This window comes from Mycolicibacter acidiphilus (assembly GCF_018455725.1).
In the GTDB taxonomy this organism is placed as follows: Bacteria; Actinomycetota; Actinomycetes; order Mycobacteriales; family Mycobacteriaceae; genus Mycobacterium; species Mycobacterium acidiphilum.
Genome location: NZ_JAHCLR010000015.1, coordinates 42,873 through 64,873, shown reverse-complemented (window position 1 = coordinate 64,873; position 22,001 = coordinate 42,873). Strand labels below are relative to the sequence as shown.

Sequence of the window (22,001 nt, the reverse complement as noted above, 5' to 3'; positions counted from 1 at the left end):
CCTCTGCGGGGCCGCCTCCGGTGTGTAATGGGGTGTTCGGAGACGGGGGTCCGCGGTAGGAGAGGTGGTATCGATGCTGCTCACCTTCAAGGAGCAGGAGCGACTGATGATCCACGTCGCCGCGGACCTGGCCCGCAGTCGCCGCAGTCGTGGTCTGAAACTGAATCTTCCCGAGGCGACGGCGATCATCGCCGATTTCCTGCTGGAGGGTGCCCGGGACGGCCGGCTGAAGGCCGACCTCGTGAACGCCGGGCGGCAGGTACTGACCCGCGACGACGTGATGGAGGGCGTGCCCGAGATGCTCGGCGAGGTGCACGTCGAGGCGACCTTCCCAGACGGCACCAAGCTGATCAGCGTGCCCGAGCCGATCTCATGAGCACCGTCCGCCGGGTCAGCCCGGGCACCGGGGTCAGCGAACCGGTCGGCTCCGGTAAGGGCAGCACGATCGCGGTCACCCATCCCGGCGCGGACAGCAGCACCCGCCCGGGGGTGCCGGGGGAGGTCCGCTACGGCGCCGGCGCGGTGCGCATCAACGAGGGCCGGCCGGTCACCACACTGCGGGTCGCCAACACCGGCGACCGCCCGATCACCGTCGGATCGCATTTCCACTTCGCGGAGGCCAATGCGGCGCTGGACTTCGACCGGGACGCGGCCTGGGGCAAACGCCTCGACATCATCGCCGGCGGGATGGTCCGATTCGACCCGGGCGTGGTGCGCGAAGTCGAACTGGTTCCCTACGCCGGCGACCGGATCGCTGCGGGCTTCCGGGGGCTGTGTGCCGGACCGTTGGATGCCGCCGGTGGCTGAGATCGACCGCGCACGCTACGACGCGCTGCTCGGGCCGACCAAGCGCGACCAGGTCCGGCTCGCCGACACCGATCTGTTCATCGAGATCGAGGACGACCTCTGCGTCGGCGGCGACGAGGTGGTGTTCGGCGGCGGGAAGTCCGGGCGCGAGTCGCAGGGCCAGTCGCACCGGACCCGCGCGCAGGGCACACCCGACCTCGTCGTCACCAATGTCGTCGTCTTCGACCACACCCAGATCATCAAGGCGGACGTCGGTATTCGCGACGGCCGCTTCGTCGGGATCGGCAAGTGCGGCAACCCCGACACGATGGACGGTGTGCACCCGGACCTGATCGTCGGCCCGTCCACCGAACTGGTCAACGGCACCGGGCTGATCATGACCCCCGGCGCGATCGACCCGCATGTGCACATGCTGTCGCCGGCCATGTGCGAGGTGGCGCTGCAGGCCGGTGTCACCACGCTGCTCGGCGGTGGCAGCGGCCCGACCGACGGCTCCAAGGCCACCCTGGCGACGCCGGGCAGTTGGTGGATGCAGCGGATGTTCGAGGGGTTCGACCCGTGGCCGGTCAACGTCGCCTTCCTCGGCCGGGGCAGCACTGTCTCCGAGGACGCGCTGTGGGAGCAGTTACGCGGTGGCGCAGCGGGTTTCAAGGTTCACGAGGACTGGGGTGCCAGCCCGGCGGTGATCGACACCGCACTGCGGGTGGCCGACCGGGCCGGGGTGCAGGTGGCGATCCACAGCGACTCCCTCAACGAGGCGGGTTTCGTCGAGCAGTTGATCCGCACCGTGGCGGGCCGCACTTTCCACGCCTACCACACCGAGGGCGCCGGCGGCGGGCACGCACCGGACATCATCCGGATCGCAGGTGAGCCGAATGTGCTTCCCTCGTCGACCAATCCGACCCGGCCCTACACGATCAACACCGTCGACGAGCAGCTCGACATGATCCTGATCGCGCACCACCTCAACCCGCACGTGCCCGAGGAGCTGGCGTTCGCGGAGAGCCGGGTGCGGCCGGGAACCATTGCCGCCGAAGACATCCTGCACGACATCGGGGCGATCTCGGCGATGTCGTCGGATGCGCAGGCGATGGGCCGGATCGGTGAGACCATCCTGCGGACCTGGCAGACCGCGCACGTCATGAAGAACCTGCGCGGAAAGCTGTCGGCCGACGAGCGTGCCGACAACGACCGGGCCCGCCGCTACATCGCGAAATACACGATCTGCCCGGCGATCATCCACGGACTCGACGCCGAGGTCGGCTCCATCGAGCCGGGGAAGATGGCCGACTTCGCGCTGTGGGTGACACCGCTGTTCGGGGTGAAGCCGGATTTCGTGTTCAAGGGCGGGATGTGCGCGGTGGCGATGATGGGCGACCCGAGCGCGTCGGTGCCGACGCCGCAGCCGATGCTGCCGAGGCTGGGCTACAACGTGGGAACCCGGGCGGCCGCGGCGACCAGCGTCGCGTTCGTGTCACCGGCGGCGATCGACGACGGGCTGGCCGACCGGCTTGACGTCAGCCGGAAACTGGTCCCGGTCAAGGACGTTCGCGGCCTGGGTAAGGCCGATATGCCGCTCAACGACGCGCTGCCGAAGATTGAAGTCAACCCCGACACCTTCGAGGTCCGCATCGACGGTGAGATGGCGAATCACGCACCAGCCCGCGAACTGCCCATGACGCAGCGTTACTTCCTGTACTGACCATGAGCCGCGCCGCACTGCTGCTGTTGGCCGATGGACGGTTCCCGGCCGGCGGTTACGCGCACTCCGGCGGGCTGGAGGCGAGTATCGCGGCCGGCCGGGTGTGCGGCGTCGCCGACCTGGATGGCTTCCTGCGGGGCCGGGCGACGACGACGGGTCTGGTGGCGGGAGCGTTCGCGGCGGCGACCTGCAGCGCGCTCGCGAGAGAGGACTGGGCGCGAATCGACGTGCTGGACGCTGAATTCGACGCACGGACACCGTCGCCGGCGACCCGGGAGGTGTCCCGGACGCTGGGACGGCAACTGCAGCGCACGGTGACGCGGATGCGGCCCGACCCGAGGCTGCACCACCTCGGCCGGGCACCGCACCAGGCGCTGGCCTTCGGCGCCGCGGCAACCGTGTTCGGAGTCGGGCCGCATGATGCGGCGCTGGCCGCGCTGCACGAGTCGGTGACCGGGCCGGCGACCGCGGCGGTGCGGTTGCTGCCGGTGGACCCGTTCGACGTGCACGCGGTGCTCGGCGGACTCGCCGGCCTGCTCGACGAACTCGCCGACCGGGCGGCGGCGCTCACCGACGTCGAACCGGTGGACCTGCCGGCTGCGGCCGCGCCGTTGCTCGACATCGCCGCGGAAGCGCACCGCCGAACGGAGGGGCGGCTCTTTGCCTCCTGACTCCTCGACCCGGATGCGAGCGCGCTCGCATGTCGCAACGGAGTTGCGGTCGAGGATCAGCTGCGTCAGCACCTTGCATGCCGAGGCGCCGGTGCTGCTGCGGCTGACCCGGCCGAAGGAACCCGACCCCTGGCCGGTTCCCGGCGCGGCCCGGGTCTCACTGACCGCCGGCGCCGCCGGGCCGATCGGTGGCGACGAGTACCGGTTGGACGTCGAGGTCGGTGTCGGCAGCACCCTGGTCCTGCAGGACGTTTCGCCGACACTGCTGCTGCCGGGCCCTGACGGTGCGACGTCGCGTCACACGGTCCAGGTGCGGGTGGCCGCCGGCGCCACCCTGATCTGGTTGGCCGAACCGCTGATCGCCGCGCACGGCTGCCGGCACCGCCAGGACATCGCCGTCGACCTGCACCCGTCGGCGCGGTTGCTGATGCGTGAGGAACTGGTGCTCGGCCGGTGCGGCGAGACGAGCGGGAATGTGTTCCTGCACAGCAGGATTCGTCGTGACGGCGACACGCTGTATTGCCAGGAGCTGGCAGTCGGCCCGGACGCACCGGGGTATGACGGTGCTGCGGTGCTGGCCGGTGCGGGCGCGGTGGGGTCAGTGCTGGTCGTCGACCCGGCGTGGCAGGTGCGACCGCCCGACGCCAGGGTGCTCTCGTCGGGTGCCGCGCTGCTCCCGCTGGCCGGCCCGGCCGCACTGGTCAGCGCCGTGGCCGCCGACAGTCTGGCACTGCGCCGCGATCTGGGCGCCGGGCTGGTAGACCTGGGATTGATTCGATAGGAGAGATCGATGAGCCAGCACGATCATGAGCACCAGCACGGTCACGGGCACCACCATGACCACCACCACGACCATAGGCACGACCACCACCACCCGCGGTCCCACCGGGCGCTGCGGCTCGGGGTGGCCGGACCGGTGGGCACCGGGAAGAGTTCGCTGATCGCGCTGCTCTGCCGCAGCCTGCGAGACGAGTTCGCGCTGGCCGTGGTCACCAACGACATCTACACCGATGAGGATGCCCGGATGTTGCGCTCGATGGGTGTGCTGCCGGTCGAGCGGATCCGTGCGGTGGAGACCGGCGCGTGTCCGCACACCGCGATCCGCGACGACATCTCGATGAACCTCAACGCCGTCGAAGACCTGGAGGAGGAATTCGCGCCGCTTGATCTGGTGCTGGTTGAAAGCGGTGGCGACAACCTCACGGCCACCTTCTCCCCGGGACTGGTCGACGCGCAGATCTTCGTCCTCGACGTGGCCGGCGGCGGCGACGTCGCCCGCAAGGGCGGCCCGGGTATCAGGCGGGCGGATCTGCTGGTCGTCAACAAAACCGACCTGGCGCCCTACGTCGAGGTCGACGTCGATCAGATGCTCGCTGACGCGACGGCGGCCCGCGACGGCGGCCCGGTGCTCGGGGTCTCCCGCACTGCGCCGGAGTCGGTCGGCCGGCTCGCCGACTGGGTGCGGGCGCTGCACGCGAGTTATGCCGCCGGTGACCACACGCCGATCGACCCGGGACCGATGGCCCCGCACAGCCATTGAGCGAGGACTACCAGGCCTGCACCGCGTCGGCGAGCCGCCGGCACAGGTGCGCGCCCGCCATCCGGGCGCTGTCGAGATCACCGGTCTGCACGACCTCGAGGTAGCACTTGAGCTTGGCCTCGGTGCCCGACGGCCGGACCACCACGCGCACCGTGACCCCGTCCCGCTCTCCGGTGAAGACCAGCGCATCGGTGGCCGGTGCGAGATCGGTTGCGGTGACGGCGAATCCGGCAAGTTCGTTCGGCGGCGCGGCTCGCAGCCGGGCCAGCACCGCGGCGGCCTCGGCCGGATCGGCGACCCGGCGGGTCACCGCTGCGCCGGTGTGCACCCCGTGCCGGCGGGCCAGCGAGTCGAGCGCACCCGGGACCGTCTCACCGGCGTCGCGCAGCGCCGTCACCAGGTCGCAGGCCAACACCGCGGCGCTGATGCCGTCCTTGTCGCGCACGGCCGCCGGGTCCACGCAGTAGCCGATCGCCTCCTCGTATGCGTAGACCAGGGTCGCGCCCGGGATATCGATGTCGGCGCGGGCCAGCCACTTGAACCCGGTCAGCGTCTCCACATGGTGGGCGCCGTACTGCGCGGCGATGCTCGCCAGCATCCGCGACGACACCACCGTGCTGGCCACCACACTGGTCGCCGCGGTCCCCGCCGGCAGCCGGGACAGCAGGTAATCGCCCAGCAGCCAACCGGTTTCGTTGCCGGTCAGCATCCGCCATCCGTCGGGCGTCGGAATCCCGACCGCGCATCGGTCGGCGTCGGGGTCCAGCGCGATCGCGATGTCGGCCTGCACGTCGGCGGCCAGCGCCAGCAGCGCATCGGTGGCGCCCGGCTCCTCCGGGTTGGGGAACGTGACGGTGGGGAAGTCCGGGTCGGGTTCGAATTGGCTTGCCACGGTGTGGACGTCGGTGAAACCGGCGGCGCCCAGCGCGGCGACGGCGGTCGCCCCGCCCACCCCGTGCAGCGGGGTCAGCGCCACCCGCAGCCCGCCGTGGTGTCGGCGCACCGTCGTCACCCGGTCCAGGTAGCGGCGCACCAACTCGTCGCCGGCCGCGTCTACGGAGCGCCGGGGGATCGCCTCGACGTCCGGGGCGGCGGCCATCGCGGCTTCGATCTCGGCGTCCACCGGCGCGATGATCTGCACCCCGCCGTCGAAGTACACCTTGTAGCCGTTGTCACCGGCCGGATTGTGCGACGCGGTGATCTGCACACCGGCCGCAGCACCCACGTCGCGCACCGCGAACGCCACAATCGGGGTGGGCAGCGGCTCCGGCAGCATCAACACCGGAAAGCCCTGGGCGGCAAACACTTCCGCGGTCACTCTGGCGAATTCCCCGGAGCCGTGCCGAGCGTCGCGGCCGACCACCACCGTCGCCCCGGCGTGCCCGCGGGCGGTCAGCACCGCGGCCACCGCCCAAGTCGCGCGCAGCACCGTCGCGGTGTTCATCGCGTCGACCCCGTCGCGCACCGGTCCGCGCAGCCCAGCCGTGCCGAACCGCAGCGGCTGCACCGTCACAGTGCGGCCGTCACAGTCGGGTCACCACCTCGGCCAGCAGGGCGCCCATCCGGGCCGCCGACTCCCGGCCGGTCGCCAGCACCTCGGCGTGGCTGAGCGGTTCGCCGGTGATGCCGGCGGCCAGGTTCGTCACCAGTGACACCCCCAGCACCGCTGCGCCTGCCGCGCGTGCTACGATCGCCTCGTGCACGGTGGACATGCCCACCAGGTCGGCGCCGAGCGTGCGTAGCATCCGGATCTCGGCTGGCGTCTCGTACTGCGGCCCCGGCATCCCGGCGTAGACGCCCTCCACCAGCGTCGGATCGACCTGGTTGGCCAGCGCCCGCAGCGCCGGCGTGTAGGCGTCGACCATGTCGACGAAATGCGCCCCCACCAGCGGGGAGCGGCCGGTCAGGTTCAGGTGGTCGCTGATCAGTACCGGCTGCCCGACCTCGTAGGAGTCACGCAGGCCGCCGGCGGCATTGGTCAGCACCACGGTGTTCGCGCCCGCGGCGACCGCGGTGCGCACCGGGCGGACGACGTCAGCCAGGTCGTGGCCCTCGTAGGCGTGGATCCGTCCGACCAGCACCAGCACCCGGTGCTCGCCGATCGGAATCGACACCATCTCACCCGTGTGGCCCGCTGCGGTGGGGGCGGCGAAGCCGGGCAGGTCGGCCATCGGCAGGGTCGCGGCCACGGTGCCCAGCGCCTCGACCGCCGGCGCCCAACCGGAGCCGAGCACGATCGCCACGTCATGCGCGTCGATCCCGGTGCGTTCGGCGATCATCCGTGCGGCCTGCGTCGTCAGCGGTACCGTCACAGCCGTTGAGCTTAGTCGTGACCGCTGGTGGGATACTGCGTTAATGCCTTCAGCCGCCGTGCCCTCTGCGTCGGAGCGTGCCGAGTCCTGGCTGGCCGCCAACGCCGATCAGCTGGTCACCTGGCGCCGGCACCTGCACCGCCACCCGGAGTTGAGCCGCCAGGAGTACGCCACCACCGCGTTCGTCGCGCAGCAGCTCTCCGACGCCGGCCTCAAACCGGAGGTGCTGCCGAACGGCACCGGGCTGATCTGTGACTTCGGGCCCGACGACACCCCGCGGGTCGCGCTGCGCGCCGACATCGACGCGCTGCCGATGACTGAGCAGACCGGGCTGCCGTTCGCCTCGTCGGTGCCCGGCGCCACCCACGCCTGCGGCCACGACGCGCACACCGCGATCCTGATCGGCACCGGGCTGGCACTGGCCGAGCACGCCGCGGAACTGCCGGTCGGGGTGCGGCTGGTGTTCCAGGCCGCCGAGGAGCTGATGCCGGGCGGGGCGATCGACGCCATCGCCGCGGGCGCCATGACCGGGGTGAGCCGGATCTTCGCGCTGCACTGCGACCCGCGGCTTGCGGCCGGGAAGGTGGCGACCATCCCGGGGCCGATCACCTCGGCCGCCGACACCATCGAGATCACCGTCACCGGCCCGGGCGGGCACACGTCCCGACCGCACCTCACCGGCGATCTGGTGTACGGGCTGGGGACGCTGATCACCGGGCTGCCCGGCGTGCTGTCCCGCCGCATCGACCCGCGCAACTCCACCGTGATGGTGTGGGGCGCAGTCGAATCCGGCATGGCGCCGAACGCCATCCCGCAGTTCGGCCGGTTGGCCGGCACTGTGCGCACCGCCAGCCGGGAGACCTGGGTGCAGCTGGAGGCCATCGTCGAGGAGGCGGTGACGTCGCTGCTGGCGCCGCTGCACATCGAGCACACCCTGAACTACCGCCGCGGGGTGCCGCCGGTGGTCAACGAAGAGGTGTCGACGCGGATGTTCACCCACGCCATCGAGGCGCTCGGCCCCGACGCACTGGCCGACACCCGCCAGTCCGGCGGCGGCGAGGACTTCTCCTGGTACCTGGAGGAGGTGCCCGGCGCGATGGCCCGGCTCGGGGTGTGGCCGGGGCACGGTCCGCAGCTCGACCTGCACCAGCCGACGTTCGACCTCGACGAGCGGGCGTTGGCGATCGGGGTGCGGGTGCTGGCCGGGCTGGTGGATCAGGCCGGCGCGCTCGGCTAGCGGCGATACGCCTGCGGCGGCACGACGGCCGCCTGCAGTTGCTGGACGCGTTCAATGAACCCCGCCTCGTAGCGGGAGGGATCCGGGAACATCCGGTGCAGCCGGTCACGGTATTCGGCGATGCTGTCGTCGTTCGTCGACATCAGCGGGGTGATGATGGGACGCTGCTGGTTCACCACGCCGTGCGCCTTGGCGTCCATGCGGCGGGTGCCCCCGATGCCGGCCAGGTTTCCGTACAGCGACCGCAACTGCGGCGGGTGATCACCGACGTACGGTGTCATGATCTCGGCCAGTTTCTTCTTGTCGAAGATCATCGGATAGTGCAGCTCATAGCTGAGCGGCCGTTTCACCCCGAGCGACTCCAGCAGTTCCAGGGTGTAGAGCATCGACTCGCCCCAGTCGGCGGCCAGGCCGTTCTGGATCTGCGGCTCCTCGCAGTGCGCGCGCAGCGGTTTGAGGTACCAGGTCGGCAGCGTCGTCATCGGGGCGGTGACGAAGAAGTCGTCGTTGAACAGCACGAACTTCTCCGAGACGTCCGGGTGGTTGGCGGCGGCCAGCACGCTGTTGTACAGCCGGGCCTCCTTGGTGGCGCCTCCGATGTCGGGGATGTGCCCGCACTCGGCCAGCCAACCAGGCTTGTGACCGGTGACCCAGAGCCCGCGATGCGGGAAGTGGATCAGCGAGCGGATGCTCAGGCACAGTTCGTCGTTGTCGTCACCGGGTCGGGTCGGATAGACGACGTCCATCTCCTGAAGCGGCGAGCTGGTGATCCACCCGCTGACCCGGGTGCTCTTCTTGGGCTGCTTCTTCGCCACAGCCGCTACGTTCCGGGTCCGATATTGCGGGCGCGCCGGGTGAGCAGGTTGCGGACGTAGGCGTCCGGTGCCCCGGCGATCTGCGCGGCCTCGGCCACCACGCCCAGGTAGCGCGCCGACGGCAGCCCGCCCTCCCAGCCGTCGACCACGTACAGCCAGGCCAGCACCGGCTCGGGGGTGGCGTCGGCGGCGAACGACGACGTGCCGTCGATCCGGTCCACCCGGCAGCGGATCTTCTTGTGAATGCCGAAGTCCGAGCCCTCCCAGCGGTCCATGCTCTGCTCGTCTTCGACGGTCACGTCGTAAAGCACCACGAACACGCTCGACTGCGGATCCTCGACCAGGGTGGCCAGTGCACCCTCCCAGCCGATGTCCTCGCCGGCGAACGTCAGCCGCCAGCCGTGCAGCCAGCCGGTGCCGGTCATCGGGGAGTGCGGTGCGCGCTGCAGCATCTGCTCGGGATGCATGTTCGACCCGTAGGCGGCGTAGAGCGGCACGCCGGAAATCTTAAACGTCGCGGCGCGGATAGGTTAGTCGCTGTGACTTCTCCCTCCACCCGCATCGTGATCATCGGCGGCGGCCCTGCCGGTTATGAGGCCGCGCTGGTCGCGGCGGCCAAGGGGCCCGACGCCGTGCAAGTGACCGTGGTCGACGCCGACGGCATCGGCGGCGCCTGCGTGCTGTGGGACTGCGTGCCGTCCAAGACGTTCATCGCCTCGTCGGGGGTGCGCACCGAGCTGCGTCGCGCCCCGCACCTGGGCTTCGACATCCACTTCACCGACGCCGAGATCGAACTCGGCCAGATCCACGACCGGGTGAAGGCGCTGGCCGCCGCGCAGTCCGGCGATATCAAGGCGCAGCTGATCAATGCCGGGGTGACCGTCATCGACGGCTACGGCGAACTGATCGACAAGCACCCCGGCCTGGCGCACCACCGCATCCGGGTCACCGAGTCCGGTGGTGCGACGCGTGTGGTGGACGCCGACGTGGTGCTGGTCGCGACCGGCGCCAGCCCGCGGGTGCTGCCGGGCGCTGAGCCCGACGACGAGCGGATCCTGACCTGGCGGCAGCTCTACGACCTGACCGAACTGCCCGAGCACCTGGTGATCGTCGGGTCCGGGGTGACCGGCGCGGAGTTCACCAACGCCTACACCGAACTCGGCGTGAAGGTGACGGTGGTGGCCAGCCGAGACCGGGTGCTGCCGCACGAGGACCCCGACGCCGCCCAGGTGCTGGAGACCTCGTTCGCCGAGCGCGGTGTCACCCTGGTCAAGAACGCCCGTGCTCAATCGGTCACCCGCACCGACACCGGTGTGCTGGTCACGATGACCGACGGGCGCACCGTGGAGGGCAGCCATGCGCTGATGACGGTCGGTTCGGTGCCCAACACCAGTGGGCTGGGCCTGGAGCGGGTCGGCATCGAACTCGGCCGCGGCGGCTACCTGGAGGTGGACCGGGTGTCGCGGACGTCGGTGGCCGGGATCTACGCCGCCGGGGACTGCACCGGCCTGCTGCCGCTGGCGTCGGTGGCGGCGATGCAGGGCCGGATCGCGATGTATCACGCCCTGGGCGAGGCGGTGCAGCCGATCCGGCTGCGCACCGTCGCGGCGGCGGTGTTCACCCGCCCGGAGATCGCCGCGGTGGGGGTGCCGCAGTCGCAGATCGATGACGGTACGGTGCCGGCCCGCACGGTGATGCTGCCGCTGCAGACCAACGCCCGGGCGAAGATGAGCCGGATGCGGCACGGCTTCCTGAAGCTGTTCTGCCGCCCGGCGACCGGCACGGTGATCGGCGGCGTGGTGGTGGCGCCGATCGCCTCGGAGCTGATCATGCCGATCGCGCTGGCGGTGCAGAACCGGATCACGGTCGCCGACCTGGCGCAGACGCTGTCGGTGTACCCGTCGCTGTCGGGGTCGCTCACCGAGGCGGCGCGGCGGCTGATGGCGCACGACGACCTGGACTGAGTCCTGGACTGAGCCCGCCCCCTTCGCCCAACGTGAACCTATGTTCACGCTGGACCGCTCAACGTGAGCCTGGCTTCACGCTTGCGGGGGAGGGTGCCACGTAGCCTGGGAGCCGTGACTGAGCCGAGCGGTGACCAGCAGGGCGCGACTCTGAGCCCGGAGCAACGAGCACAGGCCTGGCAGCGGCTGGGCAGCGAGCAGTTCGACGTGGTGGTGATCGGCGGTGGTGTGGTGGGCACCGGCGCGGCGCTGGACGCCGCCACCCGCGGCCTGCGGGTGGCCCTGGTGGAGGCCCGGGATTTCGCAGCCGGCACGTCGAGCCGCAGTTCGAAGATGTTCCACGGCGGGCTGCGCTACCTCGAACAGCTGGAGTTCGGCCTGGTCAGCGAGGCGCTGCATGAGCGGGAACTGTCGCTGACGACGCTGGCCCCGCATCTGGTCAAGCCGCTGCCGTTCCTGTTCCCGCTGACCCGACGGTGGTGGCAGCGCCCCTACATCGCGGCCGGCATCTTCCTCTACGACCGGATGGGCGGCGCGAAGTCCGTACCGGGACAGCACCACCTGACCAAGGCCGGCGCACTGCGGCTCTGCCCGGGGCTGAAGCGCAACGCGCTGATCGGCGGCATCCGCTACTACGACACGGTCGTCGACGACGCCCGGCACACCATGACCGTGGCCCGCACCGCGGCGCACTACGGGGCGGTGGTGCGTACCTCCACCCAGGTCGTGGCGCTGCTGCGCGAAGGCGACCGGGTGACCGGGGTGCGGGTGCGCGACTCCGAGGACGGCGAGACCACCGAGGTGCGCGGCCACGTCGTCGTCAACGCCACCGGGGTGTGGACCGACGAGATCCAGGCGCTGTCGCACCAACGCGGCCGCTTTCACGTGCGGGCCTCCAAGGGTGTGCACATCGTGGTGCCGCGGGACCGGATCGTCAGTGAGACCGCGATCATCCTGCGCACCGAGAAGTCCGTGCTGTTCGTCATCCCGTGGGGCACGCACTGGATCATCGGCACCACCGATACCGACTGGAACCTGGATCTGGCGCATCCGGCGGCCACCAAGGCCGACATCGACTACTTGCTCGCCCACGTCAACACCGTGCTGGTCACCCCGCTGTCCCACGCTGACATCGAAGGCGTCTACGCGGGGCTGCGGCCGCTGCTGGCCGGCGAATCCGACGACACTTCCAAGCTGTCCCGTGAGCACGCGGTGGCCACCCCTGCGCCGGGTCTGGTGGCGATCGCCGGCGGCAAGTACACCACCTATCGGGTGATGGGCGCCGACGCGATCGATGCCGCCGCCGAGTACATCCCGGTGCGGGTGGCGCCCTCGATCACCGAGAAGGTGCCACTGGTGGGTGCCGACGGGTATTTCGCCCTGGTCAACCAGGCCGAGCAGGTCGGGGCGCGCCAAGGCCTGCACCCGTATCGGGTGCGCCACCTGCTGGACCGCTACGGCTCGCTGATCCACGAGGTGCTGGCGCTGGCCGACGGGCGGCCCGACCTGCTGGACCCGATCGCCGAGGCGCCGACGTATCTGAAGGTGGAGGCGGCCTACGCCACCGCCGCCGAAGGCGCGCTGCACCTGGAGGACGTGCTGGCGCGGCGGACGCGGATCTCGATCGAGTACGCCCACCGCGGGGTGAACTGCGCCCGCGAGGTCGCGGAGGTGATGGCCCCGGTGCTCGGCTGGGACGACGCCGACGTCGACTGGGAGGTGGCCAACTACATCGCCCGGGTGGAGGCCGAGATCCTGTCGCAGGAGCAGCCCGACGACGCCGCCGCGGACGCGCTGCGAGCGAGTGCGCCGGAGGCGCGCGCGGAGATCTTGGAGCCTGTTCCGCTTGACTGAGCGGACTTCCATGACGATGGCTGCACGTCCGAAACGATTCACATCCGTTTAGTTTGATAATTGGTTTCACAGATGTTTGACATGTGAATCGTGGTGCGTAGCGTTCTCGCTGTCAGCTGGATCACATCGGGTGGTCGGGTTCGGGGAAGGTGTACTGCATGTCGGGTCTTCTGGGAGTGGCACGCCGGAATCTGCTTGTGAAGCAGGGTTCCGCGCTGGCCGCGGCCACGGTCGTCACCGGCGCCAGCTTGCTGGGTGCCACGGTGGTCGGCGAGCAGGTCGCGGGCGCGCCGCTAGGCCATGTGCAGCACATCGTCACACCGACGGCGTTCCCGACGTTCTCCGAGAGCCTGCAGAACCTGCTGAACACGCTGCACGTGGGCACTCTCAACGGAGTGCTCGCCATGTTCGGAGTCGACCCGGGTAGCACTTCCGGGGCGGACTTCACCGCCGACTCGACGGTCGCCGACCTGCTGAAGAGCTTCAACCCGGGCGGACAGACCTTCAGTCAGGCCTTCGCCGCGTTGGGCGTTCCGCTGTCCGACCCGCTGTACAGCACCAGCGGTGAGTCACTGCTGGGCAGCGCCACCTGGACCATCAACGGCCAGACCGTCGCCAACCCACTGGTGTTCCATGAGCCGGCGTCGTTCTTCACCCAGCCCCAGGGCTCGGTCGGGATTCAAGACCTCAGCTACACCGACAGCATCAACGGCACGCCACTGGGCAACGTCGGGCTCGGCCAACTGGTGGACATGCTGTTCGGCGGCGCGAACCAGGCGGACTCGCACTCGCTGGCGGACCTGGCCAGCCAGTTGAACTTCAGTCTGAGCCAGCACGTTCCGGCGGCACTCACCAGCATGCTCAGCGGTGTCGGTTGGCTGGCCGGCCTGCCGTCCAACCCGACCTACGCGGACCTGGTCGACGTCGCCGGGAAGAACCTGGATAACTTCAACCAGTTGATCCAGGGCAAGGGGCCGCTCGGCGGCCTCACCGATGAGTTCAACCTGCACCTCGATGAGAACAGCTCGATCAACGACTGGCTCAGCGCGCTGCTGGGCACCCCCACCGACCCGGTCCGACTCTGGACTGTGCCGGTAGTGAGTTCAGTTCTCACGAACCCCAACACCTGGATCACCACCGGCTCGCCCACGCTCAGCCTGGATGGCACTCCGGCCACTACGCTTGGTGGCTACCTGGAAACCATCGGTTGGGGGACCGGGACCGAGCATCTGGCCGACCAATCCCTGGCGGACCTGCTGGGCCTGAATCCCAGTGAGACCTGGAACGACTATCTGGCCAACATGGCCTTCGGCGGAAGCTTCTTCAACCCGGGACCGGACCTGGGCGACCAGACCATCGGCACCTTCCTGGGCAGTCTGCTGCCGGACAGCAGCACCCTGTCGGTCACCGGCGCCACCACCGTCACCAGCTTCCTGGAGGCGCTGGGTCTGCTCAGCCCGTAGCGGCGCATCGCCTCGCCAGTCCTACGCCGGCCCGGTCTACCGGGCCGGCGTTCTTTGTGCCCACCTCGGCGCGACTACAGCCCGCGTGCCGATGCCTTCGGACACTCGTACGAAGTCCGTTCAAATGTTTGCTGAGTCGATACTTTACTGGTGGGTAGTTTCGTACCGTTCGACGGTAACCGCGGGTAGTTAATGAGCAGACGTTATTCCGGATAGCCGGAGTCGGACGACGCGGTCTAATAACCTAAGGAAAGCTGAGTGTGTCATTTTGCCCAGTCGGCTGGTGCGTGTTGCCGCAACGAAGCGGTGAACTCAATCTTCTGTCGTCTGAACTATTTACCTGGGGAAATGGTGACGGTCGGGCTTGCGAGCGCGGTGAAATAATTTAATGAAACGGTTGACACAAGGCTGAACGGATAATAAGTTAACGATCGTTGTACATGCTCCACGACCATCGTTCGACCGTGAAAGGCACTGATACATGTCCACTTTCTCCACCCTCGCCGCGCCGGCGCAACCGCGCGGTTTCGCGGCGAAAGCCGGCGCCCTCGTGGCCGGCACCGCCTTTGCCAGCGCGGCCCTGTTCGGTGGCGCGACGGTAGCTCCGACCGTCACTCCCGGCCTCACCGCACACGTACAGCAGGAAGTGACTCCGACTGCGTTCCCGACGTTCTCGGAGAGCCTGCAGAACCTGCTCAACGCCATGAACTTCGGCACCGTCGGTGACCTGCTGGGCGTGTTCGGCACGGGCATCAACAGCAGCTCGGAGCTGAGCGCCCTGCTGGCGGATCTGAACCCGAAGGGCGTGACCTTGGACGCCATGACCGGCGGCCTGCTCTCCACCGACATCAGCGGTCTGCTCGATGACGTGAAGATCGGTGGCAATGCGCTGGGGACCATCCCGATCGACACACTCCTCGGGAACTTCATCGGCGGCACCGGCGCCAGCGAGGAGATCGGAACGGTGCTCACCGCCCTGGGGTTCGGTCCGTTCGTCGGACTGCTGGACCTGAACATCCTCGGGTTGTCGCCGACTGACACGGTGAGCGACGTCCTCAGCCACTTCCTGGGCATCAGCAGCACCACCACGCTGGACGACCTGGTCGGCCCCGACAAGACCATCGGGGGTCTGCTGGGTATCACCAGCGCTGAGCTCTCCGGCACCTGGAACTCGTTCGTCGACAACCTTCCGGTCGGCGGCACGCTGATCGACCCGGCCGGCACCGGCACCCTGGGCAGCGAGACGCTCGGCTCGCTGCTGACCAGCCTGCTGCCGGCGGCGGACGCCACCACGCCGGTGACCGATGCCACCACGCTGACCAGCCTGCTCGGCGACCTGGGGCTGTTCGGCCTGCTTGGAACGTCCTGACCAGGAAGTAGTTAGACGGCGCATCGGCCATAACCCCCCGACGGTTATGGTCGATGCGTCGTTTTCGCCCTGCCGAAGGTGCCCGAACAATGCGTCGCCCGCCCCGCCCCGCCCCACTGCCGGTGCGCGACGGCATCGGCCCGGCCCGGGTGCGGCTGCACGGTGGGCCGGTCGCTGAGGAACTGTCCGCCCGGTTTGGGTCGGCCGCGACGGCACGGGTGCGGGCGGGGGAGGTGGTCACCGCCGCCGGCGCCGTGGTCGACGAGACGACGGTGCTGCCGGCCGGGGCGTGCGTCTATCTCTACCGTGACCTGCCCGACGAGGTCGTCGTGCCGTTCGACATCCTGGTGCTGTACCGCGACGACGACCTGGTGGTGGTCGACAAACCGCATTTTCTGGCGACCATGCCGCGCGGCCGGCACGTCGCCCAGACCGCACTGGTGCGGCTGCGCCGCGACCTGGACCTGCCCGAACTAAGCCCGGCGCACCGACTGGACCGGCTCACCGCCGGGGTGCTGCTGTTCACCGCCCGCCGGGAACTGCGCGGGGCGTATCAGACGATGTTCGCCCGCGGTGAGGTGCGCAAGGTCTATCTGGCCCACTCCAGCGCCGAGGCCGTGATCGAGCCGCCGCTGGTGTTGCGCAGCCGGATCGTGAAACGCCGCGGCCACCTGCAGGCCGTGGAGGAACCCGGCGAACCCAACGCCGAGACGCTGGTGGAGGCGCTCGGCGACGGCTACTACCGGCTGACACCGCGGACCGGGCGCACCCACCAGCTGCGGGTGCACCTGGCGTCGCTGGGCCTGCCGATCGACGGCGACCCGCTGTACCCGCGGGTGGTCGATGTGCCGCCCGACGACTTCAGCACGCCGCTGCGACTGCTGGCGCAGGTGCTGGCTTTCGACGACCCGCTGACGGGGGAGCGGAGAAGGTTCGTCAGCACGCGCACCGTGTAGACCCTGGACACGAGACGATGATCGTGACGGCACTCGGCGTCCGACCGGTGTAGCCTGTGCCTTGCCTGTGGCAGTAGCTGCGGGAAGTGAGCCCGAGACCCGGCCGGACGACCGTGGCGCTCGGGCTTCGCGCTGTCGGAGTTGGCTGACTAGACCTGTCGGACCCTGCGGACGCTTGGCTGCACCAGGGTGCGCCATGGGTTGCCACTGCCCCAGCACCACGCGATAGCGTCGGGAATCCCGAGCAGCCGTTCCGATTCGGCTCGGCGGTGATCGTAGTGAAGGCAGTCGACGCAGCCTGCCTCGCGAACAGCCTGATACAGGATGCGTCGATCTGAGTCCACGAGCGTCCGGTCCTCCTCGATGACCATCAGCGTCTCGACGCCGTCAGCGTGGTCGGAAACGATTGCTCGGAGGCATTGTTGGCGAGCCTCCCGTTGGGTTCGGTAATGACGTCCTGCGTCGTAAACGACCGCTGGGATTCCCGCCTCTGCCAATGCGCGGGCGATCGTTCGCTTTCGCCCGGGGTTTTCGGCTTTCATGTGGATGCGCCGTTGGCCGGGCAAGAGCAGAGCGCCCACGACTCGGCGTGCTGTGGGCACCTGGTGGGCCTCGATGACCGCAGCCACCAGCAGATAGCCGCCGTGTTTGCGTTCGTCGATGAATAGATACCTGTTCATGTCACTTTCCGGAGGGACGGAGCTGTGACTCCAGTACCATGAACCGCCGACGGTCCGTGTACGACGCACCCCACGTCCTGTGTGCAGAGTTCCGTGCGCACCACGGCTGGCTCGGTGGCCCATATCCCATGCCTCGACAGATTGTCAGCTGGCTCACAGTAGGCTTAGGGCAGTATGTGAGAAGGCATCGGATAGCCGGCGGAGAGAGGTTGCGAGTTGTCCAAGAAGAGCATGGTGAGCGGGTGGACGATGACCCGTCCGCTCGCCGAGATGGACGTCGTCTACATCACCGCCGAGGAACGGACGAACGAGGCGCTGCGTTACAGCCTGCGGTCAGTGGCCGCCAACTTCCCGCACCGCAAGGTGTGGCTCTCCGGCTTCCAGCCGATCTGGCTGGCCAACGTCGGGTACATCCCCGAGGCGGGTGGTGAGACCAAGGAGGCGCGGATCTACAACACCGCGCTCGCCGTCGCGCAGCATCCTGACGTGTCTGATCAGTTCGTGATGTTCAACGACGACTTCTTCATCACCGAGCCGATGACCAAGATGCCGATGCGGTATCTGCAGCCGCTGCGTAAGCACTGCGACGAGCCGCTGATCAAGGCCGGTAAGGATGGCTGGGCGCAAACCATGCGGTCCACCCTGGACCTGCTGCTCGAACTCGGGGTGAAGAACCCGCTCAGTTACGAGTTGCATGTCCCGATGATGTTCGACAAGAAGGTGCTCGCCGAGGTGATGGAGCCCTACGTCGGCGACGCCCCGCCGCAGCTACGCAGTCTCTACGGCAACCTGGCGAACGTCGGCGGGATCCAGCAGGGTGACGTCAAGGCGCTGCTCAACGGCCGCAACTATCAGATCCCGAAGCCGTTCTTCTCCACCTGGGATCTGACGTTCACCGAGTATCAGCCGAAACTGAACAAGATGTTCCCCACCCCGTCGCTGTACGAGCAGGCCGGGACGGTGCAGTCGGTGCTGGCCGCTGCGGTGCTGAGCAAGTTGATTGCGCGGGCGGCGGCTGCCAAGTAGCAGCGCGGATCGCTGGCGAACTGCCGCCCGCGCGCATCGTTTAGGTCCTGACGACGCCCCTGGCGTCGAAAAATCGTTCCCGCATGCCTGGCGTGGCCGGCCCGCGTCAGTGGCGTCACGTGACGAGAGGAACCTGGGCCCCGACAAAGCAGTGACGGCACACCGCCCGCACCCGGATGTCGCCATCCGGGTGCGGCCGATGTGCCGCCGATTCGATGCGATGAGGCTTCGGGAGGCCCCGCCGTACCGAGGTACTACGTGGTGGGCAGACCCAGCAGGTCGTCCAGGTTGAGGTTGCCCATACCGATATCGGTGAGGAAGGCGTTCATCGTCGTGGTGGCGTCGATGGTGTCCTTGCCGCCGGTCAGCATGCCCAGGAACGCGCCGAGGGTGTCGGAGCCCAGGGTTCCGCTCGAGCCGCTCGGCAGACCTTCGAGCAGGCTGCCCAGGGTGGTGGTCGAGCCGATCTTGACCAGTTCCAGAATGCTGCCGAGCGTGGTGCTGCCGAACTTCAGGTCGTTGATGGTGTCCGCCAAGGTGGTGGCGGAGCCCAAGCCGATCATCTGTCCGAGGGTCATGTCGCCGATCTTGGACAGCACACCGTCACCGGTGACCGCACCGCTGGTCGGGGCTGCTTTGAGCAGGTCGTCCAGGGTGAGGGTCGAGGTGCCGGAGCCCAGCACCGAGAGCAAGGCGCCGAGGTCGGTCGTGCTGCCGACACCCAGGCCGCCGAGCAGGCCGCTGAGCTCGCCGACGCCCAACTGGTTCAGCAGGCCGTCCACCGTCGTGGTGGCCGGCAGGCCGACCATGCCCATGAGGTCGCCGATCGTCTTGGTGCCCATGCCGATCTTGTCGACCAGCCCGGCCAGGGTCTCGCCGGTACCGAAGCCGACGAAGTCGGTCATCAGGTTGTTCACGGTGAGGTTCGCCAGACCCAGGTGGTCCAGAAGTGTGTCCAGGCTGGAGCCGGGGGCCAGGCCCAGGCTCGTCATCAGAGGCTCGAGCTTGAAGTTGTCCAACCCGAGCTGGTTGAACACGTCAGTCATGGTCGACGAGGTGCCCAGGTGGGAGCCGGCCAGCAGGGACTCCAGCGTCAGGGTGCTGTGCGGGTCGACCATGTTCGGCAGGGTGACGTTGCCGAGCTTCAACTCGTTGTCCAGCAGCCACTGGAGGCTGCCGCCGAACGTGTCGGTGTTCAGCGTGACGGAGGGGAAGAGTGCGTCCGCCACCGAGTTGACCAGGCCGACGTTGTGGTGGGCCTTGTCGAAGAGCGGGGAGTGGGTCGGTGTCATCGGGACACCGCCGATCATGGCAGCGCTGGCCAAGGCGCTCCCGGCGGCCAGCGTGCTTGCCAGCGCTGTCAGTCGTGGCTGAAGAGTGGACATCTAGACAGTCCCTTTCATTGGGAGGGGGGTGGATACTTCGTGCTGTGACTTCCGCAGCAGTGCGAAACTTATAGTGATCCACATCAAGTCGTCAAGGTTTTTCTTGAGTAATTCTCAGCGTCGAGGGATACGCACAGGTCTGACGGAGCATTTTGCTCAGGTTTGCGGTGTGCGGCCGTCGCGTCGGCGCCGGCAGGACCGCTGGCGGCCGGCCCAAAACTTAAAAGATATGCAGGTCAGATAGCATTTTCAAGTACATAGCGGTGTCCCCTGGGGCACCTGGGCGGTGCTGGGGTGCGGGCCGCGAATGTTAACGTCCAGTCTCAGATTTCCACACAATTGCCCGTCGGATCGAACTCAGTGAATACTCAGATCATTCCGATCAGGGTTCGTACAGGATCGTCGGGATGGATGCCCTCATGCGCCGCGCGGTCGGGCGGGCGGTTGCCTGCCCGTGGGGCGCGGCCATCGGCGGCGCCGGCAGGAGGCTGCGGCCGGAAGCCTCCCCTGCGGTGCGCTGCGATCCCGCGGGCCGGCGCCGCGGTTCGTCGCCCCTGACGCACTCCTGTGCTGGTCGGCATCGGTAGGAGGGCCGCATCGCATGAGGTGACGACCGGCGCCGGCGCCCCTTCTCGTCATCAGGTTCGACGGCCCGCGAGTGGTCGGACACTTCGTGCGGACGAGTCGCTGGATGCGTTGTGATGCGAGTCCAGTGGGCTTCCAGGGCGGCCGGAAATAGACCAAGTGTGTCGTAAGTAGAGACTTAACAGAATTACGTAACGTTTCCGACCTGATGTGCGCGTTGACACGATCGCTGAGCGAATATAGGTTGGCTCACGCTGTACGTCACAGCACGGTCACAGGTGCGTGTAAAGAGTGAGGGCGTTGATGTCTGCTGGCTCCGGTGCGAAACATCGCAAGAAGCATGCCCCTCGCAAGGTCATCCAGCGCGGCGGTGCGCCGCGGCATGCCGTGCCCCGCGCACCGCGGCCGGGCGGCGATGCCAATCTCTCGCTGACCGCCGCGGCACTGTCCGCGGGCGTCGTCGTCGGCACCGTCACCGCGGTGTTCGGCGGCCCGGAAGCGCACGCAGCGGATGAGTCGAGCGGCACCGTGCAGCAGGTCGCGCTGGCCAGCATTGAGGCGGGGCCAGCTGCGGCTGACCCGCCGGCCACTCTCGACCCCTTTGAGCAGAGCCTCAAGTTCCTGCTGGACAGCATGGGGATCGGTGAGAAGACCCCGGTGCAGTTGTTCACCCCCGGTGGCTTGACCGTCGGCGAACTGCTCAATGGCTCCAGCGGTGGCGGCGTCACCGTCGACACCGGGTTCCACATCTCCGACACCCTGAACCTGCTGGGGCTGCAGAACATCACGATCGGCGAGGTGATGACCGCGCTGAGCATGCCGCCCGCCGACACCGTCGACCAAGTGCTCTCGACCATGCAGTTCCTCAACACCAAGCTGGACATGGTCCTGCATCCGCTGGGTCTGATGAGCACCCAGACCCTGCTCGGGGTGGAGGAGCAGTTCGGCGTCGCCAACATCACCGTCGACCAGCTGCTGAGCATTCTGGGCTTCGCCGGCAACGAGACCCTGGGGACCGTCTGGAACTTCTGGGGCCTGCCCTCGGGCTTCATCAGCCTGATCAACACCGGCCTCGGGCTGGGCTGCAGCGGGCTGTCCAACAGCTCCACCATCGACACCGCCATCCAGTGCATCACCGGCATCAGCGGCCTGCCCGGCGGCAAGCTGTCCGGCAGCGAGACGCTGGGCGAGGTGCTGCAGGCCGACAAGATGCCCGACGGCCGCCCACTGGCCGACTACACGCTCGGTGAGGCGCTCGGCTTCAACACCAGCACCACCATCCGGCAGTTCGTCGACAACCTGCACCTCAACCTGTCCGGGGAACCGGTCGGTCCCGGTGAGACCGTCGGCTCCCTGAACGACCTGCCGACGCTGGGCAGCACCACCATCGGCAGCCTGATGGGCTGGGCGAACATGTCGCCCACCGAGAGCCTGGCGACCCTGATCGACAACTTCCAGGTCGGCGGCGTCTCGCTGGGCTCGTACACGATCGGCGACGCGCTGGACCACCTGATCCTCAACCCGTCCGCGCTGAGCACGTCCGGGGTGGAGGACTCCACCCTGGTGTCGGACTTCCTCAACGCCATGGGCTGGGGCACCTACACCATCGACCAGATGCTCAACCTGTCGCCGTAG

The 22,001-nt window shown here is 68.5% G+C and carries 20 protein-coding genes; 14 read left to right on the top strand and 6 right to left on the bottom strand.

Annotation, left to right across the window (positions count from 1 at the left end):
* Positions 1 to 73: 73 nt before the first annotated feature.
* From KIH27_RS09810 to ureG, 6 genes are read left to right on the top strand one after another with little or no spacing between them, the layout of a single operon-like run.
* Entirely contained in the window at positions 74 to 376 is a 303-nt protein-coding gene (locus tag KIH27_RS09810; RefSeq protein WP_214092758.1) for an urease subunit gamma, read from the top strand.
* The gene (locus KIH27_RS09805) at positions 373 to 807 is read left to right on the top strand and encodes an urease subunit beta (protein WP_214092757.1); all 435 of its coding nucleotides are present in this window, start codon (positions 373 to 375) and stop codon (positions 805 to 807) included. The genes KIH27_RS09810 and KIH27_RS09805 overlap by 4 nt, the downstream gene beginning before the upstream one ends.
* Positions 800 to 2,509, top strand: a complete 1,710-nt coding sequence (locus KIH27_RS09800; protein ID WP_214092756.1) for an urease subunit alpha — start codon at positions 800 to 802, stop codon at positions 2,507 to 2,509. Before KIH27_RS09805 ends, KIH27_RS09800 begins: the two co-directional genes overlap by 8 nt.
* Positions 2,510 to 2,511: 2 nt before the next feature.
* Entirely contained in the window at positions 2,512 to 3,180 is a 669-nt protein-coding gene (locus KIH27_RS09795) for an urease accessory protein UreF (protein WP_214092755.1), read from the top strand.
* Positions 3,170 to 3,961, top strand: coding sequence for an urease accessory protein UreD (locus KIH27_RS09790; RefSeq protein WP_214092754.1), 792 nt, complete (start codon positions 3,170 to 3,172; stop codon positions 3,959 to 3,961). The genes KIH27_RS09795 and KIH27_RS09790 overlap by 11 nt, the downstream gene beginning before the upstream one ends.
* A 9-nt stretch (positions 3,962 to 3,970) precedes the next feature.
* Positions 3,971 to 4,720 carry an urease accessory protein UreG gene (gene ureG / locus KIH27_RS09785; protein ID WP_214092753.1) on the top strand — a complete coding sequence of 250 codons (750 nt, stop codon included), beginning with the start codon at positions 3,971 to 3,973 and terminating at the stop codon, positions 4,718 to 4,720.
* A gap of 7 nt (positions 4,721 to 4,727) precedes the next feature.
* On the opposite strand, the gene KIH27_RS09780 is transcribed toward ureG, so the two are convergent.
* Both KIH27_RS09780 and KIH27_RS09775 read right to left on the bottom strand, forming a co-directional pair.
* Positions 4,728 to 6,233, bottom strand: a complete 1,506-nt coding sequence (locus tag KIH27_RS09780) for a phospho-sugar mutase (RefSeq protein WP_307856831.1) — start codon at positions 6,231 to 6,233, stop codon at positions 4,728 to 4,730.
* A 10-nt stretch (positions 6,234 to 6,243) separates the two neighbouring features.
* Complete coding sequence (locus KIH27_RS09775; RefSeq protein ID WP_214092752.1) at positions 6,244 to 7,032, bottom strand: purine-nucleoside phosphorylase; 789 nt, start codon at positions 7,030 to 7,032, stop codon at positions 6,244 to 6,246.
* Positions 7,033 to 7,090: 58 nt separating this feature from the next.
* Between KIH27_RS09775 and KIH27_RS09770 the strand changes: the two genes are divergently transcribed.
* The gene (locus tag KIH27_RS09770) at positions 7,091 to 8,269 is read left to right on the top strand and encodes a M20 family metallopeptidase (protein WP_372451339.1); all 1,179 of its coding nucleotides are present in this window, start codon (positions 7,091 to 7,093) and stop codon (positions 8,267 to 8,269) included.
* Here KIH27_RS09770 and KIH27_RS09765 read toward each other — a convergent pair.
* Positions 8,266 to 9,084: a hypothetical protein gene (locus tag KIH27_RS09765; protein ID WP_214092750.1), complete on the bottom strand. Its 819-nt coding sequence runs from the start codon at positions 9,082 to 9,084 to the stop codon at positions 8,266 to 8,268. The two genes, KIH27_RS09770 and KIH27_RS09765, sit on opposite strands and share 4 nt — an antisense overlap.
* A 5-nt stretch (positions 9,085 to 9,089) precedes the next feature.
* A complete protein-coding gene (locus KIH27_RS09760; RefSeq protein ID WP_214092749.1) occupies positions 9,090 to 9,581 on the bottom strand; it encodes a gamma-glutamylcyclotransferase family protein in 492 nt (163 codons plus the stop codon).
* Between the two features lie 42 nt (positions 9,582 to 9,623).
* On the opposite strand from KIH27_RS09760, the gene KIH27_RS09755 reads away from it, so the two are divergent.
* From KIH27_RS09755 to KIH27_RS09735, 5 genes are all read left to right on the top strand, one after another.
* Positions 9,624 to 11,048: an NAD(P)H-quinone dehydrogenase gene (locus tag KIH27_RS09755; RefSeq protein WP_307856830.1), complete on the top strand. Its 1,425-nt coding sequence runs from the start codon at positions 9,624 to 9,626 to the stop codon at positions 11,046 to 11,048.
* Between the two features lie 114 nt (positions 11,049 to 11,162).
* Positions 11,163 to 12,902: a glycerol-3-phosphate dehydrogenase/oxidase gene (locus KIH27_RS09750; RefSeq protein WP_214092747.1), complete on the top strand. Its 1,740-nt coding sequence runs from the start codon at positions 11,163 to 11,165 to the stop codon at positions 12,900 to 12,902.
* 158 nt (positions 12,903 to 13,060) lie between these two features.
* Positions 13,061 to 14,365, top strand: coding sequence for a hypothetical protein (locus tag KIH27_RS09745; protein ID WP_214092746.1), 1,305 nt, complete (start codon positions 13,061 to 13,063; stop codon positions 14,363 to 14,365).
* Between the two features lie 481 nt (positions 14,366 to 14,846).
* The gene (locus tag KIH27_RS09740) at positions 14,847 to 15,734 is read left to right on the top strand and encodes a hypothetical protein (RefSeq protein WP_214092745.1); all 888 of its coding nucleotides are present in this window, start codon (positions 14,847 to 14,849) and stop codon (positions 15,732 to 15,734) included.
* A gap of 89 nt (positions 15,735 to 15,823) precedes the next feature.
* Complete coding sequence (locus KIH27_RS09735; protein WP_214092744.1) at positions 15,824 to 16,690, top strand: pseudouridine synthase; 867 nt, start codon at positions 15,824 to 15,826, stop codon at positions 16,688 to 16,690.
* A gap of 149 nt (positions 16,691 to 16,839) precedes the next feature.
* Here the strand turns inward: KIH27_RS09735 and KIH27_RS09730 are convergent, their stop codons facing one another.
* Positions 16,840 to 17,370 carry a M14 family metallopeptidase gene (locus KIH27_RS09730; RefSeq protein ID WP_214092743.1) on the bottom strand — a complete coding sequence of 177 codons (531 nt, stop codon included), beginning with the start codon at positions 17,368 to 17,370 and terminating at the stop codon, positions 16,840 to 16,842.
* Between the two features lie 249 nt (positions 17,371 to 17,619).
* Between KIH27_RS09730 and KIH27_RS09725 the strand changes: the two genes are divergently transcribed.
* Positions 17,620 to 18,396, top strand: a complete 777-nt coding sequence (locus tag KIH27_RS09725) for a hypothetical protein (protein WP_214092742.1) — start codon at positions 17,620 to 17,622, stop codon at positions 18,394 to 18,396.
* A 254-nt stretch (positions 18,397 to 18,650) separates the two neighbouring features.
* Here the strand turns inward: KIH27_RS09725 and KIH27_RS09720 are convergent, their stop codons facing one another.
* On the bottom strand, positions 18,651 to 19,781 hold the full coding sequence (locus tag KIH27_RS09720; protein WP_214092741.1) for a hypothetical protein: 1,131 nt from the start codon (positions 19,779 to 19,781) through the stop codon (positions 18,651 to 18,653).
* A gap of 888 nt (positions 19,782 to 20,669) precedes the next feature.
* Here KIH27_RS09720 and KIH27_RS09715 point away from each other — a divergent pair.
* Positions 20,670 to 22,001 carry a hypothetical protein gene (locus tag KIH27_RS09715; RefSeq protein WP_214092740.1) on the top strand — a complete coding sequence of 444 codons (1,332 nt, stop codon included), beginning with the start codon at positions 20,670 to 20,672 and terminating at the stop codon, positions 21,999 to 22,001.

Excerpts from the sequence above, each read along its gene's own strand:
- ureG (WP_214092753.1), top strand. The coding sequence starts at position 3,971 with ATGAGCCAGCACGATCATGAGCACCAGCACGGTCACGGGCACCACCAT.
- KIH27_RS09735 (WP_214092744.1), top strand. The coding sequence starts at position 15,824 with ATGCGTCGCCCGCCCCGCCCCGCCCCACTGCCGGTGCGCGACGGCATC.
- KIH27_RS09720 (WP_214092741.1), bottom strand. The coding sequence starts at position 19,781 with ATGTCCACTCTTCAGCCACGACTGACAGCGCTGGCAAGCACGCTGGCC.
- KIH27_RS09810 (WP_214092758.1), top strand. The coding sequence starts at position 74 with ATGCTGCTCACCTTCAAGGAGCAGGAGCGACTGATGATCCACGTCGCC.
- KIH27_RS09740 (WP_214092745.1), top strand. The coding sequence starts at position 14,847 with ATGTCCACTTTCTCCACCCTCGCCGCGCCGGCGCAACCGCGCGGTTTC.
- KIH27_RS09795 (WP_214092755.1), top strand. The coding sequence starts at position 2,512 with ATGAGCCGCGCCGCACTGCTGCTGTTGGCCGATGGACGGTTCCCGGCC.
- KIH27_RS09805 (WP_214092757.1), top strand. The coding sequence starts at position 373 with ATGAGCACCGTCCGCCGGGTCAGCCCGGGCACCGGGGTCAGCGAACCG.
- KIH27_RS09745 (WP_214092746.1), top strand. The coding sequence starts at position 13,061 with ATGTCGGGTCTTCTGGGAGTGGCACGCCGGAATCTGCTTGTGAAGCAG.
- KIH27_RS09730 (WP_214092743.1), bottom strand. The coding sequence starts at position 17,370 with ATGAACAGGTATCTATTCATCGACGAACGCAAACACGGCGGCTATCTG.
- KIH27_RS09725 (WP_214092742.1), top strand. The coding sequence starts at position 17,620 with ATGACCCGTCCGCTCGCCGAGATGGACGTCGTCTACATCACCGCCGAG.
- KIH27_RS09715 (WP_214092740.1), top strand. The coding sequence starts at position 20,670 with ATGTCTGCTGGCTCCGGTGCGAAACATCGCAAGAAGCATGCCCCTCGC.